This window comes from Streptomyces sp. NPDC002680 (genome assembly GCF_042889145.1).
Taxonomy (GTDB): Bacteria; Actinomycetota; Actinomycetes; order Streptomycetales; family Streptomycetaceae; genus Streptomyces; species Streptomyces adonidis.
The window spans coordinates 39,844-56,514 of record NZ_JBIAQP010000012.1; the positions used below are offsets into that span (position 1 = coordinate 39,844).

Annotated in this window: 15 protein-coding genes; 7 read left to right on the top strand and 8 right to left on the bottom strand. The window is 71.2% G+C overall.

From position 1 onward, the window contains the following. Positions 1–83: 83 nt before the first annotated feature. The 5 genes from ACFYXF_RS29490 (at position 84) to ACFYXF_RS29510 (ending at position 4,123) form a co-directional block, all read left to right on the top strand. Positions 84–1,265: a hydroxylase gene (locus ACFYXF_RS29490; protein WP_389354010.1), complete on the top strand. Its 1,182-nt coding sequence runs from the start codon at positions 84–86 to the stop codon at positions 1,263–1,265. Continuing rightward, positions 1,262–1,834 carry a flavin reductase family protein gene (locus ACFYXF_RS29495; RefSeq protein ID WP_389354012.1) on the top strand — a complete coding sequence of 191 codons (573 nt, stop codon included), beginning with the start codon at positions 1,262–1,264 and terminating at the stop codon, positions 1,832–1,834. The genes ACFYXF_RS29490 and ACFYXF_RS29495 overlap by 4 nt, the downstream gene beginning before the upstream one ends. A 101-nt stretch (positions 1,835–1,935) precedes the next feature. Next, positions 1,936–2,613: a hypothetical protein gene (locus ACFYXF_RS29500; protein WP_389354014.1), complete on the top strand. Its 678-nt coding sequence runs from the start codon at positions 1,936–1,938 to the stop codon at positions 2,611–2,613. 173 nt (positions 2,614–2,786) lie between these two features. After that, on the top strand, positions 2,787–3,182 hold the full coding sequence (locus ACFYXF_RS29505) for a hypothetical protein (protein ID WP_389354016.1): 396 nt from the start codon (positions 2,787–2,789) through the stop codon (positions 3,180–3,182). Further along, positions 3,179–4,123, top strand: coding sequence for a hypothetical protein (locus ACFYXF_RS29510; protein ID WP_389354018.1), 945 nt, complete (start codon positions 3,179–3,181; stop codon positions 4,121–4,123). Before ACFYXF_RS29505 ends, ACFYXF_RS29510 begins: the two co-directional genes overlap by 4 nt. A gap of 9 nt (positions 4,124–4,132) precedes the next feature. Here ACFYXF_RS29510 and ACFYXF_RS29515 read toward each other — a convergent pair whose 3' ends face one another. The 5 genes from ACFYXF_RS29515 to ACFYXF_RS29535 all read right to left on the bottom strand — a co-directional run bounded on the left by ACFYXF_RS29515 (position 4,133) and on the right by ACFYXF_RS29535 (position 10,804). Then, positions 4,133–7,411 carry a CHAT domain-containing protein gene (locus ACFYXF_RS29515; RefSeq protein ID WP_389354020.1) on the bottom strand — a complete coding sequence of 1,093 codons (3,279 nt, stop codon included), beginning with the start codon at positions 7,409–7,411 and terminating at the stop codon, positions 4,133–4,135. 1 nt (position 7,412) lies between these two features. Next, entirely contained in the window at positions 7,413–7,925 is a 513-nt protein-coding gene (locus ACFYXF_RS29520; RefSeq protein ID WP_389354022.1) for a hypothetical protein, read from the bottom strand. Positions 7,926–8,064: 139 nt separating this feature from the next. After that, on the bottom strand, positions 8,065–8,847 hold the full coding sequence (locus ACFYXF_RS29525; protein WP_389354024.1) for an SDR family NAD(P)-dependent oxidoreductase: 783 nt from the start codon (positions 8,845–8,847) through the stop codon (positions 8,065–8,067). 13 nt (positions 8,848–8,860) lie between these two features. Next, on the bottom strand, positions 8,861–9,625 hold the full coding sequence (locus tag ACFYXF_RS29530; RefSeq protein WP_389354025.1) for an SDR family NAD(P)-dependent oxidoreductase: 765 nt from the start codon (positions 9,623–9,625) through the stop codon (positions 8,861–8,863). A 24-nt stretch (positions 9,626–9,649) separates the two neighbouring features. After that, the gene (locus ACFYXF_RS29535) at positions 9,650–10,804 is read right to left on the bottom strand and encodes an acyl-CoA dehydrogenase family protein (RefSeq protein WP_389354027.1); all 1,155 of its coding nucleotides are present in this window, start codon (positions 10,802–10,804) and stop codon (positions 9,650–9,652) included. Positions 10,805–10,924: 120 nt separating this feature from the next. Here ACFYXF_RS29535 and ACFYXF_RS29540 point away from each other — a divergent pair, with 120 nt between their 5' ends. After that, on the top strand, positions 10,925–12,097 hold the full coding sequence (locus ACFYXF_RS29540; protein ID WP_389354029.1) for a thiolase family protein: 1,173 nt from the start codon (positions 10,925–10,927) through the stop codon (positions 12,095–12,097). 5 nt (positions 12,098–12,102) lie between these two features. Then, complete coding sequence (locus ACFYXF_RS29545) at positions 12,103–12,864, top strand: enoyl-CoA hydratase-related protein (RefSeq protein WP_389354031.1); 762 nt, start codon at positions 12,103–12,105, stop codon at positions 12,862–12,864. Positions 12,865–13,010: 146 nt separating this feature from the next. Here ACFYXF_RS29545 and ACFYXF_RS29550 read toward each other — a convergent pair whose 3' ends face one another. Genes ACFYXF_RS29550 through ACFYXF_RS29560 form a run of 3 tightly spaced genes read right to left on the bottom strand, consistent with a single transcriptional unit; the run spans position 13,011 to position 16,524 of the window. Then, complete coding sequence (locus ACFYXF_RS29550) at positions 13,011–13,742, bottom strand: ABC transporter ATP-binding protein (RefSeq protein ID WP_389354034.1); 732 nt, start codon at positions 13,740–13,742, stop codon at positions 13,011–13,013. Beyond that, positions 13,739–14,584, bottom strand: coding sequence for an ABC transporter ATP-binding protein (locus ACFYXF_RS29555; protein WP_389354036.1), 846 nt, complete (start codon positions 14,582–14,584; stop codon positions 13,739–13,741). The genes ACFYXF_RS29550 and ACFYXF_RS29555 overlap by 4 nt, the downstream gene beginning before the upstream one ends. Next, positions 14,581–16,524 (bottom strand): ABC transporter permease, encoded by a 1,944-nt coding sequence (locus ACFYXF_RS29560; RefSeq protein ID WP_389354038.1) that lies wholly within the window; start codon positions 16,522–16,524, stop codon positions 14,581–14,583. The genes ACFYXF_RS29555 and ACFYXF_RS29560 overlap by 4 nt, the downstream gene beginning before the upstream one ends. Positions 16,525–16,671: the final 147 nt, after the last annotated feature.

Genomic DNA, 16,671 nt, shown 5'->3' on the forward strand with positions numbered 1-16,671 from the left:
CGGGCCGTATCCCGACACTGAGGACATCCCGCCGCCGGGACGCGCGGCGCATGCGATGGAACTGTCACCAGGAGGTGTGCGGCGTGACGCATGAAGTGGTCGGTCGTGTCGAGGAGCTGGGTTCCGAACTGGCCGCACTCGCCGACGAGAACGAGTCACTCGGCAAGCTGAGCGACCGGACCGTCGAACTGCTCAAGTCCGCAGGGGTCATCCGGCTTCTGCAGCCCAAGGAGTACGGCGGATTCGCCGCCCATCCCCGGGACTTCGCGGAAGCCGTCATGGAGGTCGCCCGGCACGACGGCGCCGCGGGCTGGGTGTGCGGGGTCGTCGGTGTGCACCCCTGGGAGCTGGCCCAGATGGACCCCCGCCTCGCGCACGAGGTCTGGGACGAGAACCCCGACACCTGGATCGCCTCGCCCTACATGCCCAACGGCATCGCCGACCCGGTCGACGGCGGCTATGTCCTCAGCGGACGCTGGCCGTTCTCCTCGGGCAGCGACCACTGTCAGTGGGACTTCCTCGGCGCGCTCCTCGGCGACGGCAAGGGGAAGCCCGCCGGGCCCATCACCGTCCTGCACGTCGTGCTGCCCCGCTCGGACTACGAGATCATCGACGGCACGTGGGACGTCGTCGGACTGTCGGGCACCGGCAGCAAGGACGTCGTCGTCGACAAGGCGTTCATTCCCGAACACCGCGTCATCAGGCAGGAGTCGGTCCAGGACGGCGCCGCCGCCGAGGCCGTCGGGCTCACCGACACCCTGTACAAGCTGCCGTTCAGCTCGATGTTCCCGCTCGGCATCACCGCGGCGGTCGTCGGCATCTGCGAGGGCGCCCTCGCCCTGCACCTGGCCCAGCAGAAGGAACGCGTCGCCGTGACCGGCGTCCAGGTGCGCGACGACCCGTACGTCCTCTACGCCGCCGGCGAGGCAGCGGCCGAGATCGCCGCCTCCCGGGTCCAACTCCTCGACGGCATCAGTCGGTTGTACGACCAGGTCGAGGCGGGCAAGCCGATCAGCCTGGAGGACCGGGCCAACGTACGGCGCAACCAGGTCCGTTGCGCCTGGCGGGCCGTATCCGCCCTGGACGAGATCTTCGCCCGCTCCGGCGGCAACGCGATCCGCAAGGGCAACCCGATCCAGCGGTACTGGCGTGACGCGCATGTCGGACTCCAGCACATGATCCATGTGCCGGGCGCCGCCTACCACGCGAACGCGCTGGCCGCGATGGGCCTCGAACTGCCCGAACCGATGCGCATCCTGATATGAGCGAGGGCGCGACGCACTCCCGGACGGCGGACGCGGACGCGATCGACGGGCGCCAATTCCGCGACGTCCTGGGCAACTTCCCCACGAGCGTGGTCGCGATCACCACGACGGACGGCGAGGAACGGCCGCACGGCATGGTCGTCGGCACCTTCACCTCGGTGTCGCTCGACCCGCCCCTGGTGTCCTTCCTCGCCGACCGCTCCTCCACGACCCTGCGGACGATCAGGGCCGCGGGCCGCTTCTGCGCCAACGCCCTCGCGGGCAACCAGGAGCGCCTGTCACGGCAGTTGGCGACGCGTCCGGCCGGGCAGCGCTTCGAGGACGCCCTGTGGCGGGCGTCGGACCTGGGCAATCCCGTGCTGGACGGGATCGTCGCCTGGGTCGACTGCACGGTGGAACAGGTCGTCGAGATCGGCGATCACCTGCTGGTCGTCGGGCGGGTCCGGGACCTGCGCGTCGAGTCGATGAAGACCCCGCTGCTGTTCTTCCGGAGCGGATACGGCGACTACCTGTCGAGCACGACCGTGCTCATGGACAGGCTCGTCGGCTGGGACGAGATCGGTCGGTAGACACCGGTGGAAACCGGTCGGCACACAAGGGAGCCGCAATGAAGAAAGACCTCCACATAAGACTTCAGAGAATATCGGCGTGGTGTGGCGTCCTGCTCTTCGTGGGATTCCTCGTCGCGTTCGGCGTGGGCCACCTCACGCCGCCGATGAGCCCGACGGAGAGCCCCGAGGACGTCGTCGCCTTCCTCAAGGACCATCGCACGGGGATCCTCACCTGTGTCGCCCTGATGGTTCTGCTCGTTCCGTTCGAATACCCGTACGTCGTCGTGACCAGCATGCAGCTGCGCCGGGTCGAGGGCGGCTGGGGACTGCTGTCCATGATCCAGCTCACCACGGGCGTGGTGGCGCCGATCGGGTTCTTCTTCCCGCTCGCGATCCTCGCCGCCGCGGCCTACCGGCCGGAGGCCCACTCCGTCGACGTCCTGACCGCCATGGTCGACACCTTCTGGCTGATGTTCGTGGGCAACGCCTGCATCTTCGTCCTCCAGGTCTGGTCGATCGGATACGCCGCGTTCATCGACCACACCCGGGCGAAACCGCTCTTCCCGCGCTGGTACGGCTGGCTCAGCGTCGTGCTGGGAGTGACGCTCATCCCGGGCGCCTTCGTCTTCCTCAACCAGGACGGACCGCTCGCCTGGAACGGCCTGCTCGCGAACATCATCCCCTCGGTCGCGTACGCCGTGTGGAAGATCGCGACACCGTACGTGCTCCTGAAGGCGATCACGGACGAGGAGAGAGAACTGGCCGACAAGCCGGCCAACGAACCGGTGACCGTGTAGGACAGGCCAGTCACGAACATGCCTGTGGCCCCGCGACGACGGTCGCGGGGCCACAGGAGCGACCGCCATGTCCGTCGCGGTGCCGGCTGCCGACTTGGTGATTTTCCGTCGCCCGGCTGTGTCCCTGCGTGCCACACTCGTGACCCGCTCGTACCAGTGCTGGGGGACACGTCGTGGAGGAGACCACCAGGCTGCGGGTCCTGGCCCGGGAACTGCTGTCGACGCTGCCGCGAATCGTGGGCGCGGACGCCGGGCGTATCGACCGCGAGATCCGGCAGGCGCTGACCGCGTCGGGGGACGAGGCGCTGCGCCGCGTGCTCGTCGCCGACCACCGCCTGGTGGCGTGGATACGGGCGCGGCCGGGCGGCGAGGACGAGTACCGGGCTCTGCCCAGCGGTTACTCGGCGCCGCTCGGCCGAGCGGAGGCCGCCGGTGTGTCCGGGGCCACCTTGTTCACCTGCCGGACGTCCGACTGCCCGGCGCCCGAGTCCTTCGTCCGTAGGAGCCTGAGACAGGACGTTCCTTACTGCTCGTCCTGCAACCGCCTGCTCAGCCGGGCTCCCTCGTGACGGTCTTCTGGAACGCCGCGGCCGGCAAGCTCGTCGAGCGCTGGCTCGCCACCGGCTTCGCCGCCTCGGTCTACTGGCTGGTGCTGTGCGTGCTGTGGCTGCTCGGCACGGGTCGTCCCCGGGAGGAGGCCGCCCGGCGGCTCCGTGACTTCGGTGGGCTGGAGTCCGGGGAGCAGGTGGCGCTGCTCCTGATCGGCCTGGTGGTACTGGCCGGTTCCAGCCTGCTCATGCAGCAGTTGACGCTGCCCGTGCTGCAACTGCTCGAAGGGTACTGGCCCCGCTGGGCGGAGCCGCTGAGCCGCAGGCTGCGGGAGCGTCACATCCGCCGGGCCGCCGCGTACGAGGCGGAGGCGGATCCGCTGCTGCGGCGGCGCCTGGGGCTTCCGGCGGCCCAGGGCGGAGGCCCGCCACTGGACCGCGACGAACTGGTTCGGCTCGGCCGGCTGGAGGAGAGGCTGCGCTGGACGCCCCGCGCCGAGCGCACCCTGGCCACGCCCCTGGGCAACGCGCTGCGCGCCGCGGAGACGGAACCCCTCGACAAATACGGCCTCGACGCGATGGTCCTGTGGCCGCACTTGTGGATCCTCCTGCCCGACGTGCTGCGTCAGGACCTCGCGGCGGCCAGACGACGTGTCGACAGTGCGGTGGCGGCGGGGGTGTGGGGCCTTCTCCTGCTGCCCGCCGTGTTCCGCACCCCCTGGGCACTGCTCGCACTCCCGTTCGTATACGTGATGTGGTGCGGCGTACTGCCCGGCGCGTGCCGGGAGTTCGGCGTGCTGATGGGCGCGGCGTTCGACCTCCACCGTGGGGACCTGTACCGGGCGCTGCGGCACCCGCTCCCGCCCGATGCCGCCGCGGAGATCCCCGCGGGAGAACGCCTGACGGCGGCGGTGCTCAGGGGGTCCGACGACCCGGCACTGCGGTACGTCCCCGATCCCTGACCGGTGTCCTCACGGGCCGTAGTGCGTGAACGGCGCCCACGCGTACGGTTCCGGATGCGACCGGCGAGCTTCCCGCACGGCCTCGTGCAACACGACCCCGGGTTCGACGCCTCCCGTCGGCGCGGCGGCGACCCGGCGGTGGAACGCGGTGGCGACCTCGGCCGCCACCTGGTCGCGCACGGTCCACTGGGCGGCGACGACATGGCGAAACCCCGAACCCAGGAGCATCCCCGCCACATGGACCTGGTCGTCGGCGAGGGCGAGCTGACCGGTGGCGGTGCTGCACGCGGAGAGGAACGCCAGTTCCGCGTGATCGAGGTCCAGGGCACCCAACGTGTCCGCACCGATGCCCCCGTGCAGCGCGTGATCGTGCGGCACGAGGTGCGCGCTCCCGGCGACCTGGACGTTCTGCGAGCCGTGCCCGGCGAAGTGGAACCAGGAGTGCCGTGGCAGCTCCGTCAGGATGCGGTCCTTCGTGGCTACCGGCCCGGTCAGCTCCGTACAGCCCGGGTAGAGCTGCCGTAGAGCCTCCAACTCCTGCAGGGCTTGGGAGAGTTCGAGGTCCGGGGTCTGTGGCGTGACCACGAGAGGGTTGCCGGGCGGCGGGGCGAGGACGCCCGATCCTCTGTGCGCCGCCACGCGCAGGGCGCGGAGCGTGGTCGTGTAGGACGAGATGACGCGGTCCGCCGCACACTCCCCGCCCCTGCCGCCGTACGAGGAGGCGTACTCTCCGGCCGCGTGCAGCGGGAGGAAGGACAGCATGCCTGTCGGGCACCACCAGATCCGCGGCAGCCCGTGGGGGCCGTCGGGCCGCACCGCGTCGAGAACGGGACGGACCGTGGTGTGCCACAGCCAGCGCAGTGCGCCGTTCACCGCGACGCGCGAGCCCTTGTCACGTTCCTCGGACGGGCGCAGGCGATCGGCTCCCCGCTGCGCGCCCCACAGGAACGTGCCCGCCTGCCGGTTGACGGCGTCGTGCGTCACCTGGGGCAGCGGCACCACGGTGACCTGGCCGTCGCGGACGAGCAGCGCGTCGCACCGGTAACGGCTCACGTTGATGATCGCGACGGTCCGTCCGGCGGTGTCCAACACCGCGTCGGGTGACTGCGCGGAGGGCAGGAGAAGCCCACGTCCCCGTTCCAGCAGGGTGACGGCGGCCACCGGGTCACCGGCCGCCAGCGCGCAGGCGGCGGCCTGTGAGGCGAGACCGAAGAACGAGGCGACCCCGTGTTCCCGTACGGCGCTCTCCCGGTCCGCGAGTCGGGCGGCCAGCAGGTCGATCGCGTCGGCGAAGGCGTCACGGGCAGACCGCCACTGCCCCGCGTCGGCGTACAGCCGGCCGAGCGTGACGGCCGCGGAGACCCGTTCCGCGCCCGTCGTCCCGCCGCCCGCGGTGATGTGGGCCCGCAGCAGGTCCACGGTCTCGTCCGTGGGGGCTCCGGCTCGCAGGGCGACGCACCGGGCGAGTGCCGCGGTCACCGTGGCGTGGTGGCGTTGCCCGGGCGGTGCGGCACGCGCTGCGGCGCGCAGGAGAGGCTCGGCCTCGTCGAGGAGATCGGGGTCCCGCTCGGTCTCGAACAGGTCGAGCAGCGTCGCTCCCAGGTTGAACGTCGCGAGCTGGACCGGCCCGGTTCCGGGATCCCCCTTGCGCAGGATGTCCCGGTACATGTCCGCCGCACGGCGGAGGACCGCGGGGTCGCCTTCGCTGCGCCGACGCGCCACCGCGGCGGCGTTGTTCATCGCCGTCAGCTGATCGGGACCGGGCGGACAGGCGTCGACGGCCAGCCCGGCCACCTCCTCCGCCTCGTCGAACGCGGCGCGGCGCGCCCCCACGTCCGCGAGCACCGCCGCACGCAGCATCAACGCGTGGCCCAGGTGCAGCAGCGCCAGCGCACGGGAGCGGCTGCCCGGCGGGCACAACTCCTCGGCATGCCGGAACCGCTCCACGGCGGTGTCCAGTTCGCGCGGGTCGCCGTGCACCTCGTAGCACCGGATCAGAATGCGGGCGACGGTGTCGAGCATCGGCGGGTTGGCCGTGTCCCCGGGCTGCAGAACCTCCACGGACGCCAGCGCGCTCTCGCGGGCCGCACGCAGCAACTCCTCGTCCCCGGTGCGGAGATGGTGCTCGAACCGCGCGTCCGCGAGGTCGCTGAGGTGCGCGGCGCGCATGGCGTGGCCGTGCGGCAGTGACCCCACCGCGAGGGTGAGCGCCTCCACCGCGCGCACGAGGGCGTCGAGGTCGCCGGTGCGCTGGCCCAGCAGGAACAGCAGCCGCCCGTGGCGCGCGTACGCGAGGTGCCGCTCGCCGTCGTCGGACAGGCCGGTCACCGCCGCCTCCGCCGACACCAGAGCCTCCTGGAGCAGCGCCAGGTCCTGCCCGACCACGTACTGGTCGCCCAGGACGCGGGCGGCCGTCGTGTGGACGAACGGTGCCACGGGGTTGTCCGGACGAAGGCGCCGAACGGCCTCCCGGCACAGTTCCGTGGCCTCGCTCAGCAGTCCCTCGGCGGAATCGACGCGGGCACGGGTGCACAGAATGTCCGCCCGCTGCACGACGAGCCGGGGGTAGTGGGCGTGTGCGGGGCTGATACTCCGCAACGCCAGGCCGGACGCCTCGGTGGCCTCTTGCAGCTTGCCCGTGTCGCCGGTCGCCTCGAAGTGGTCGAGGAGAGTGACACAGAGGTTGTAGGCGGGCAGGTGGGCGAGGACGTCACGCGGAGGCATGGCGCCGACCGCGGTCCGCAGACAGTCCGCGGCCTGCTCCAGGCGCCAGATCTCCTCCGGATCGCAGGGAAAACGGCGGCGCAGGAACCTGCCGAGGAGGTCGAGGAGGGAGTGCCGCCTGCCCTGCTCGGCGGCCGTCCGGTCGAAGGCGCGCAGTACGTCGATCCACTGGTCGAGGGCGACCGGGTCAGTCGCCGTCGCAGGGTCGTCCAGGGCGTTCTCCGCGTCGGTCAGCAGCTGCTGCAACTGCCCGGCGGGGGCACCTTCGGGCGCGGCGGCGGCCCGCAAGATCGCCTCCACATGCGCGGGCAGCTCGTCGGGCAGCACCTTCGCGATCTTGGAGAACAACTGGAACGCCAACTGGGCGTCGGGGCCGCCGAGGTCGTCCGACGCCGCCGCGCGGTACTGGTAGAGCCAGGCGACCGCGGCCACGGACTCGGGGGTGGGGTGCTCCACAGCACGTGCCGCGTCCTGCTCGGCCTCCGGGGCGAGCACGGCCAGGGCGTCTCCGGTCCGGAATCCGTCCAGCCGTGCCCGCACCGCGTCGAGAGCGGAACCGGGCACGTCAGGTGTCCTCCCACATCCCGAACGGCAGCTCGTCGCCGTAGAGCCACAGCCTGCTTTCGGGCGCGGCGAGATCGCTTTCGAGGCGGGGGATCCACTCACGCAGCGCGTCGCGCGCCCTGGGATTCCAGTCCCACAGGAAGTCGATCATGTCGTCGGGGACCTTCTCGAGCGCCTGTCCCTCGGGGCCCCCGCCACGGAAACGCCGGCTGAAGCGCGCCTCGGCTGCCGCGTCGCCGAACTGGTGGAACCAGCCGTAGGCGTTGGCGCTGATCATCTGGGAGACGTACTCGGACAGCGCCAGCAGGTTCTGCGGAGTGGGCTCCTTGCCGACCGCGAAGAGGACCCCGTGGAGGAAGTCCGGGAAGAGCGGCGGAATGTCGCGCGGTTCGCCTGGAGAATCGGTCCCGGTCCCGGTCGGTGCGGGCGAGTCGTCGTTCTCGCGGGACGCGCGGAGCGAGACGACGCCGAAACCCACGATGCCGAGCACCACGAGCACGATGAAGAATGCCATGCCATGTCCCCCTTCAGGCAGCCTTCCTCGCTCACTATGACGGACAGTTGGGCCGCGAGTGTAGGGATATGACTGAGAACGCCGGCACGACCGACCTCGGACGCGGACAGTGGCCTTGTCCGCGTCCGACCCGCCCTCGCTAGACCGAGAGCGCGAAACCGCCCGTCACGCGCAGCGTCTCGCCCGTGACGAAGGACGCCTTCGGTGACACCAGGTACAGCAGTGCCTCGACGATGTCCTGCTCCCGGCCCTCCTGCGGCAGGATCTGCTCCCCGAGGACGCGCTTCGCCTCGGCGGGGGACAGCTGGTCCCGTACGGCGTCGGTGAAGATCAGGCCCGGTGCGATCGCGTTGACGCGGATGCCGTCGGCGGCGAACTCCCGTGCGAACGACACCGTCAGGCCCCGTACGGCCAGTTTGGAGACGCCGTAGATGCTGCGGTTCGCGTAGGCCGCCGACGACGAGATGTTGACGACGGAGGCGCCGGGGCGGCCCCGCATGGCCTCCTGGGCGGCGAGTGTGCAGATGACGGTGCCCATGACGTTGACGTCGAGGACCCGCCGCACCTTGGCCAGGCCCAGTTCCGTGAACGGCTTGTTGTAGGCGGCGTGCAGGCCGGCGTTGTTCACCAGGATGTCCAGCCCGCCGTGGCGTTCGACGATCCCGCTCACGACCGTGCCGACCTCGTCCTCGTCGGCGACGTCGCAGGTGACCCCGGTCGCGCCCAGGCCCTTCGCGGTGAGTTCGGCGGCCGCCTCGGTGGCGGCGGCGCCGTCGATGTCGGCGAGCACGACATGCGCGCCGAGGGCCGACAGGGCCTCCCCGAACGCCTTGCCGAAGCCCCGGCCGCCGCCGGTGATGAGGGCGACCTTGCCCTGGTGTTCCGCGGCTTGAGAGATTTCCGGCACAGAGATTTCCGGCATCAGAACCTCGACCTCACTTCGGGCCGAACCGCTGGCCCGCGTCGAGACGCAGGCACTGGCCGTTCAGCATCGGGTTGTCGACGACGGCGAGCGCGAGTTTGGCGTACTCCTCGGGGCGGCCCAGGCGCCGGGGGAACGCGGCGTCCTTGACCAGCGCGGCCCGTACGTCGGCGGGGATCTTCTCGGTGGCGCCCGTCTCGAACAGGCTGGGCGCGATGGCGACGACGCGGATGCCGAGCGAGCCGAGATCGCGGGCCATGGTGAGGCTCATACCGGCGATCGCCGCCTTGGCCGCCGAGTAGGCGACCTGGCCGATCTGCCCCTCGAAGGCGGCGATCGACGACGTGTTGACGATGACACCCCGTTCGCCGTCCGGCTCCTCGGGCTCGTTGCGGCTCATGTGCGCGGCGGCCAGGCGGCTGATGTTGAAGGTGGCCACGGCGTTGAGGTCGAGCACTCGCCGGAAGGTCTCCAGGTCGTGCGGCCCGTCCTTGCCGAGCGTGCGCCGTACGCTGCCGCCGCCCGCCGTCGTGACCGACACATGCAGCCCGCCCAGGGCCTCCACGGCGGCGCCCAAGGCGCTCTCCGTCGCCTCGAAGTCCGTCACGTCGACGGGATGGAAGCTCCCGCCGAACGCGCCGGCGACCTCGGCGCCCGCCGACGCCGGCCGGTCGAGCACGGCGACCTCGGCACCGCGGGCCGCGAGCAGCTCGGCGGTGGCCCGGCCCATGCCGGACGCCCCGCCGAACACCACGGCCTTCTTGCCCTTGATCTCCATCGGGAACCTTTCGGGTCTTCGCGCTCAGAAGGACGCGATCGCGGACGCGCTTGCCGGTGACGGCCGCAGAAGGGTGCACAGCCGGTCCCGGTGGACGGCCGCGTCGCCGTACAGCACGCTGTCGGCCCTCGCGCGGCGCAGAAAGAGGTGCAGGTCGTGCTCCCAGGTGAAGCCGATGCCGCCGTGCAGTTGGAGCGCCCGGGCCGCGACCTCGCCCGCGCCCGCCGAGACGTACGAGGCGGCGGCACAGGCCGCGCGGGCCGCGTCGTCGGTGCCCGCGTCGGTGGCCATCGCCGCGTAGTAGGTGGCGGCGTGGGCGCCGTGCACGAGGAGTGCCATGTCGGCGGCGGAGTGCTTGACGGCCTGGAAGGCGCCGATCGGCTGCCCGAACTGCACACGGGTCGTGGTGTGTTCGACGGTCAGCTCCAGCAGCCGCCGCATCACCCCGAGCGCGTCGGCACACCGCAGCACCGACGCCTCGTCGAGCAGCCGCTGGATCTCGACGGGCCCGGCGGTGAGGCGACGGTCGTGCGGGACGCGTACGCCGTCCAGGCGCACCTCGTAGAACGCGCGCGTCGGGTCGAGGGTCCGCTGGCGTCGGACGGTCACGCCCGGCGCGGCGCGCTCGACGAGGAACGACGCCGGGACGCCGTCGTGCAGTGCGGTGACGAGGAGCCAGTGGGCGCCGCCCGCGTCCTGTACGGCCGTCTTCACGCCGTCGAGGACGAACGTGTCCCCGTCGTCCGTGCGGGCGGTGGCGCGGATGCCGTTGAGGGACCAGGGGCTCCGCGGTTCGGCGAACGCCCAGGTGGCCCAGGCCGATCCGGCGGCCAGTTCGGGCAGCACCTCGGACCGCAGGCCGGGCGAGCCCGTCGCGGTGAGGGCCCGGCCGACGATCGCGGTGGGCGCGAACGGCCCCCGCCCGAGAGCGCGCCCCATCTCCTCGGCGACGAGCGCGAGTTCCACCAGCCCCTGGCCGCTGCCGCCGTACTCCTCGGGCAGCCCGAGCCCGGGCCAGCCGAGATCGGCGGTCAGCCGCCATACCTCGGGATCGACGTCCCCGTCGTCCGCGTCGCGGTCCATCCAGGCCCGTACGTGTTCCATCGGGGCCCGGTCCGACAGCAGGTCGCGCGAGGCTTCGCGCAACATGCCCTGCTCCTCGCTGAGCTGGAAGTTCACCCGAACAAGGTATCCTCTTTTCTGGTTCGGGTCGAGATCGTGGGTCGACGAATGGCTGATGGTCGGCCGATTTCCCGGTGAGCCTGTTGATCCCTTCCAGATTTAAGTACTCTGAATTACATGGTTGATGCCGTGCTTCTCTCCGCGTGCCGTACCGCGATCGGAACCGCCCGCCGGGGAACCCTGCGGGACACCAGCGCCTTCGATCTCGCCACCCTCGTCGTACGCGAGGCCGCGTACCGCAGCGGGCTGCCGCTCGACACGATCGACGACGTCGTCCTCGGTGAATCCCTCGCCGGAGGCGGGGACATCGCCCGGTACGCGGCGCTCCAGGCCGGGCTGACCCACGTACCGGGTCTGGCGCACAACCGGCACTGTGCCTCCGGGCTGGCCAGCGTGGCGACCGCCGCCGGGAGTGTGCGGGCCGGCATGGACCGGGTGGTCGTCGCGGGCGGTACGCACTCCTCGTCCACGGCGCCGGTGGCCCGGTGGCGGACTCCGGGCACCGACGACTGGCAGGACCCCTGGATGGCGCCGACCCATGTGTCGACACCGGAGGCCCCCAACAACGACATGGGCGTCCTCGTCGGCTGGAACACCGCCCGGCTGGCCGGCCTCACTCGCGAGGAGATGGACGCGTGGGCGCTGCGCTCGCACGAGCGGGCCGTACGGGCCATCGACGAGGGCCGGTTCACCGATGAGATCGTGCCGGTGAAGGTCACCGGCCGGGACGGCGCGACCACCGTCTTCGACACCGACGAGCACCCTCGGCGCGACACCACTCGGGAGAAACTGGCCGCGCTGAAGGTGCTCCACCCCGAGATCGAGGGCTTCTCCATCACCGCGGGCAACTCCAGCGGGGTGAACGACGGCGCGGCGGCGGTCGTGGTCGCCGGTTCGGACATCGCCGCCGCACACGGACTGACGCCGCTGGCGACCGTACGGTCCTGGGCGAGCGTCGGTGTCGACCCGGTCGAGACGGGGCTGGCGCCGATCGCCGCGATCCGCAAGGCACTCGACCGCGCCGGACTCGGCGTCGACGACGTCGACCTCTTCGAGGTCAACGAGGCCTTCGCCGCGGTGGCCGTCGCCACCACCCGCGAACTGGGTCTCGACCCGGAGCGGGTGAACCCGTTCGGGAGCGGGTGCAGTCTCGGTCATCCGATCGCGACCACCGGGACTCGCATGGTGGTGACGCTGGCGCACGAGTTGCGTCGCCGGGGCGGTGGGACCGCGGTCGCGGCCATGTGCGCGGGCGGTGGCATGGGGTCGGCCATGGTCCTGACGGTCTGACGGCCGTGATCGCGGTCGGGGCCGAGGGGCTGACATGCCACTGGGCGGACGGCGTGCTGTGGCTGACCCTGGACCGTCCGCAGGCGCGCAACGCGATGACGATCGCGATGCGGCGGGGACTGATCGAGGCGGTGCGGGCGGCTGACGCCGATGCGGGGACCCGGTTGGTCGTGGTGACCGGTGCCGATCCCGCGTTCTCCGCGGGCATCGACCTCAAGGAGGCGCTGGGGAATGGGGCGGGGTCTCCTCGTGGTGCGCGCACGGATCCTGCGGAGGTGGTGCGGGCGGCGCGGACGCCGGTGCTCGGTGTGATCAACGGTGCTTGTTACACGGGGGCGTTGGAGTTGGCGTTGTCTTGTTCTTTCCTTATCGCCTCCGACCGGGCCGTGTTCGCCGATACGCATGCGGCGATCGGGCTGACGGCGGGGTGGGGGATGAGTGCGTTGTTGCCGCGGGCGGTGGGGGTGCGGCTGGCTCGGCGGATGATGGTGACGGGGGAACCGATCGATGCGGAGCGGGCGTTCGGGGCGGGGTTGGTTACCGAGGTTGTGCCGCACGATCAGTTGATCGTGCGGGCGGGGGAGATTGCTGCGCAGGTGTGTGCGGCGGAGGCTGGTGCTGTGGGGGAGACGCTTGCGCTGCTTTCGGCGGGGGAGGGGACGAGTCTTGCGCATGCGCTGGCGTTGGAGGCGCAGGCGAAGTTGGGGCGGTGGCGGGATGTGGGGGAGGTTGTTCGGCGGTTTGGTTCTCGGGTGGACGGTGTGTGAGGGGGTGGGGGGTTGTTGTTTGTGGGCGGGTGCGGGTTCGTTGTGGCTGGTCGCGCAGTTCCCCGCGCCCCTGAAAGGAAGGCGGCTGCGCCGCCTCCTTTCAGGGGCACGTTGGTCACCATGCCTCCTGTATTGCGCGTGAACGGTCAGGCTGCCGTTGCCTCTCCCAAGTAGCGGCGTAGTAGTTCCGGGCCTGCCTCTATTGTTGGGCCTGTCCAGGCTGTTCGGCCTCGTTGGAGGAGCAGGCAGGTGTCTGCGAAGGCCAGGGCTCTGCCGGCGAACTGTTCGATCATGATGACGGACACGCCTGCCGCGCGGGCCCGGTGGAGGCTTTCGAAGACCACGTCGACCATCTTCGGGGCGAGGCCCAGGGAGAGTTCGTCGGCGATCACCAGGCGGGGGCCGATCATCAGGGCGCGGGCCAGGGACAGCATCTGCTGCTCGCCGCCGGAGAGGGTGCCTGCCGCCTGGCGTTGGCGGTCCCGTAGCGCGGGGAAGATCTCGAAGGCCCTGTCGATGGCCGCCGGCCTGCCGCGTCGGTCGCCCGCGGTGGCCATGCGCAGGTTCTCCATGACCGTGAGCGAGGGGAACACGCCCCGGCCCTCGGGGAGATGGACGAGGCCGGCCCTGCGGATCGCGTCCGGGGGACTGCCCGTGAGGTCGCGGCCGTCGAGCACGACGGAACCGGCGACCGGCTGGACCAGGCCCGAAAGGGCTCGCGCCAGTGTGCTCTTGCCGGCGCCGTTCGCGCCGAGTACCGCCAGCGCGCTGTTCGGCGGCACGGCGAAGGACACGTCGCGCAGTGCGTGGGCGGTGCCGTACCGGACGGTCAGATTCTGGACGGTGAGCAGGGGAGACGTCGTGACGGTGGCGGTCATGCGGAGGCCCTTTCGTCGTCCTCTTCCTCGTGTACGTCCCTTTCGGCTTCGCCGTGTTCCGCCCCCAGGTACGCCGCGCGTACCGCCGGGTCCGCCCGTACCTCGGCCGGAGTGCCCTCGCTGATCTTGACGCCGAAGTCCAGGACATGGACGACGTCGCTCATCCCCAGGACGAGTTCGACGTCGTGTTCGACGAGCAGCAGGGACACCCCGTGTTCGGCCACCAGGCCCGTGAGCGTCGACGCCAACTCGTCCGTCTCCCGCGCGTCCAGTCCCGACGACGGCTCGTCCAGCAGCAGGACGTTCGGATCGACGGCCAGTGCACGGGCGATCTCCAGCAGGCGACCGGTTCCCAACGGGAGCCCGGACACGGGGAGATGGACGTGCGGGGTCAGTCGCAGGGCCGCGAGAATCTCGTCGACCCGCCGGTCCTCCTCGGCGCCCGCGCGCCGGAAGCCGCCGGCGGTGACGAGGTCGGTCCAGACCCGCCGCCGCGCATGCCGCAGCCGGTACGCCAGCACCACGTGCTCACGCACCGTCAGTCCCGGGAACAGCTCCGGATGCTGGAACGTACGGGCCAGCCCGCGCCTCGCCCGCGCCTGCGCACTGACCGAGGTGACATCCCGGCCGTCCATCAGCACCGCGCCCGAACTCGGCCGCAACAGCCCCGACAGTACGGCGAACAGCGTGCTCTTGCCCGCGCCGTTCGGCCCAACCAGCCCCACCACCGCACCCTGCGGCACCGCCAGGTCCACCGAGTCGAGGGCCACGAGCCCGCCGAAACGGACGGTCACGCCCCGGGCCTCGATGCGTGGTGGCGTCGTACCGGCGAGGGCGGTCATACGAGTTCTCCCTGAGGCGTCGAAGAAGACGACTTCTCGGCGGCTGGGGCGCGTCGGGCCCGCCACCATCCGCTCACCGCGCGCACCTGCCGGCCGTGCATCGCGAGGACGCCCTCGGGATCGCGGGCCAGCATGACCGCGCCGAAGCCGAACATGATGACCGGGATCTCCGCCCACCGCGTCGGCAGATACGTCTGGAACACACTGGGCAGCACGGCGAACGCCAGACCGGCGACGAGTGCGCCGACGACCGGCCGCGCCCCCACCGTGACCAGGACCGCCAGCCAGACCAGGCCGGTGAACGGGCTGAACGAGTCGGGCAGCGCCGACTGGTAGGCCAGCGCGAGGAATCCGCCGCCGACCGCGGCGACGAAGGTCGCCACGGCGGAGACGAGCACCTTGACCGGTACGACGCCCAGGCCCAGTGTGCGGGAACCCGTCTCGCTCCACCGGACCGCCGTCACGGCCAGCCCGGCCGTCGATCGCCGCAGGTTGACGACGAAGGCGCCGAGTGCGCAGAAGACCGCCAGCGCGAGCAGGGCGAAACTCCTGTTGTCCAGGGCCCATTCGGGGCGGGGCATGTAGATGCCCTGGCCCGAGTTGTAGAAGCGGTCCCGCATGAAGACCAGGTTCTGCGCGAGGAGCCCGAAGGTCAGCGTCACCAGGGCGACGTACAGATTGCCCAGCCGGATCGTCAGCAGCCCGAGCACCACACCGATCGGGACCACACACACCGCGCTCACCAGCACCGCAGCCAGCGGGGGCCACCCGGAGTTCGCGGCGAGGTCGGCGGCGAACAGGGCGCCCAGGCCCGCGAAGGTGATCTGGCACAGCCAGATCATGCCGCCCTCGCCGGTGACGAGCGTGCAGGACAGGAGTGCCGTCGCCAGGGCGATGCCCGTCGCGACGAGCCCGGTCCAGAAGTCGTCGAGGATCAGGGGGAGGCACGCCACGACGGCGATCGTCACCAGGGGCGCGACGAATCCCGATCGGGTGGTGGAGGTGGGCGCCGTACTGCTCTCCGTACGGATCGCCCGGTCCAGCACCCCGCCCGTGGGCGCGTCGCCCGCCCGGCCGCGCAGGGCGTGCGCGAGCAGGAACGCGAGCATGAACAGGAACGGCACGCTGGGCACGATCTGTGCCGACAGCGCGCTCTCCGGATCGAGATAGCGCTGGATCACGCTCGTGACCACCCCCATCGCCAGGGCCACCCCGACCGCCGTCGGCAGACTGCGCAACCGGGCCGCGACCACCGCCGCGAACGCCGCCGCCATCAGGAAGGTCATGCCCTCGACGGACAGTCCGGCCGTCGGCGCCACCAGCACTCCGGCGAGCCCCGCCAGCAGCGCGCTGAACGCCCACACCCCGAGGGAGACGCGCGCGGGGCTGACCCCCGACATCGCGGTGAGGGCGGGGGAGTCGACCAGCGCGCGGACCTTCAGTCCGGTGTCGGTGAACCGCAGCAGCGCGGTGCCGACGACCAGGACCAGGGCCAGTCCGGCGTACGTGATCAGCTGGTTCGCGTCGACGACCGTGCCGAACGGCCGGAACACCGCGACCGGTTGGGGCGCCAGGCCCGGAGCCGTGACGTTCACCAGCTGCCCGAGGGCCAGGTTGACCAGGGGCGGCAGCGCGACCGACAGACCGATCGTGGCGGCGATCTTCACGAGTGGTGAGCGCAGCCGCAGATGGCGGAAGAGCACCGCGTACAGCAGCACGCCCAGCGCCGGGCCGAACAGGCCGATCGCGACGACGGCCGCGAGCGGCAGCGGCCAGCCCTGCTCGATGTACAGGAAGTAGTAGAAGCGGGCGACGGCGAACGCCATGGCACCGAACGCGAAGTTGAAGACGCCCGACGACACATGGGTGACGACGAGCGAGGCGGCGGCGATGGCGTAGATGGCCCCGAGGGCGAGGCCCGCGACGACGTAGGAGAGCAACGACGGCCTCCTGGAAGGTGAAGCTCGGGAGAGACGGGAGGGAGACGGGAGGGAGAGCGGATACGGATTAAAGTGCGCTCATATGGTGTCCTCGTCAACCCTGAGGGGCGATATCGCCGCTTCAACCGGTGACAAAGGATACTTAAT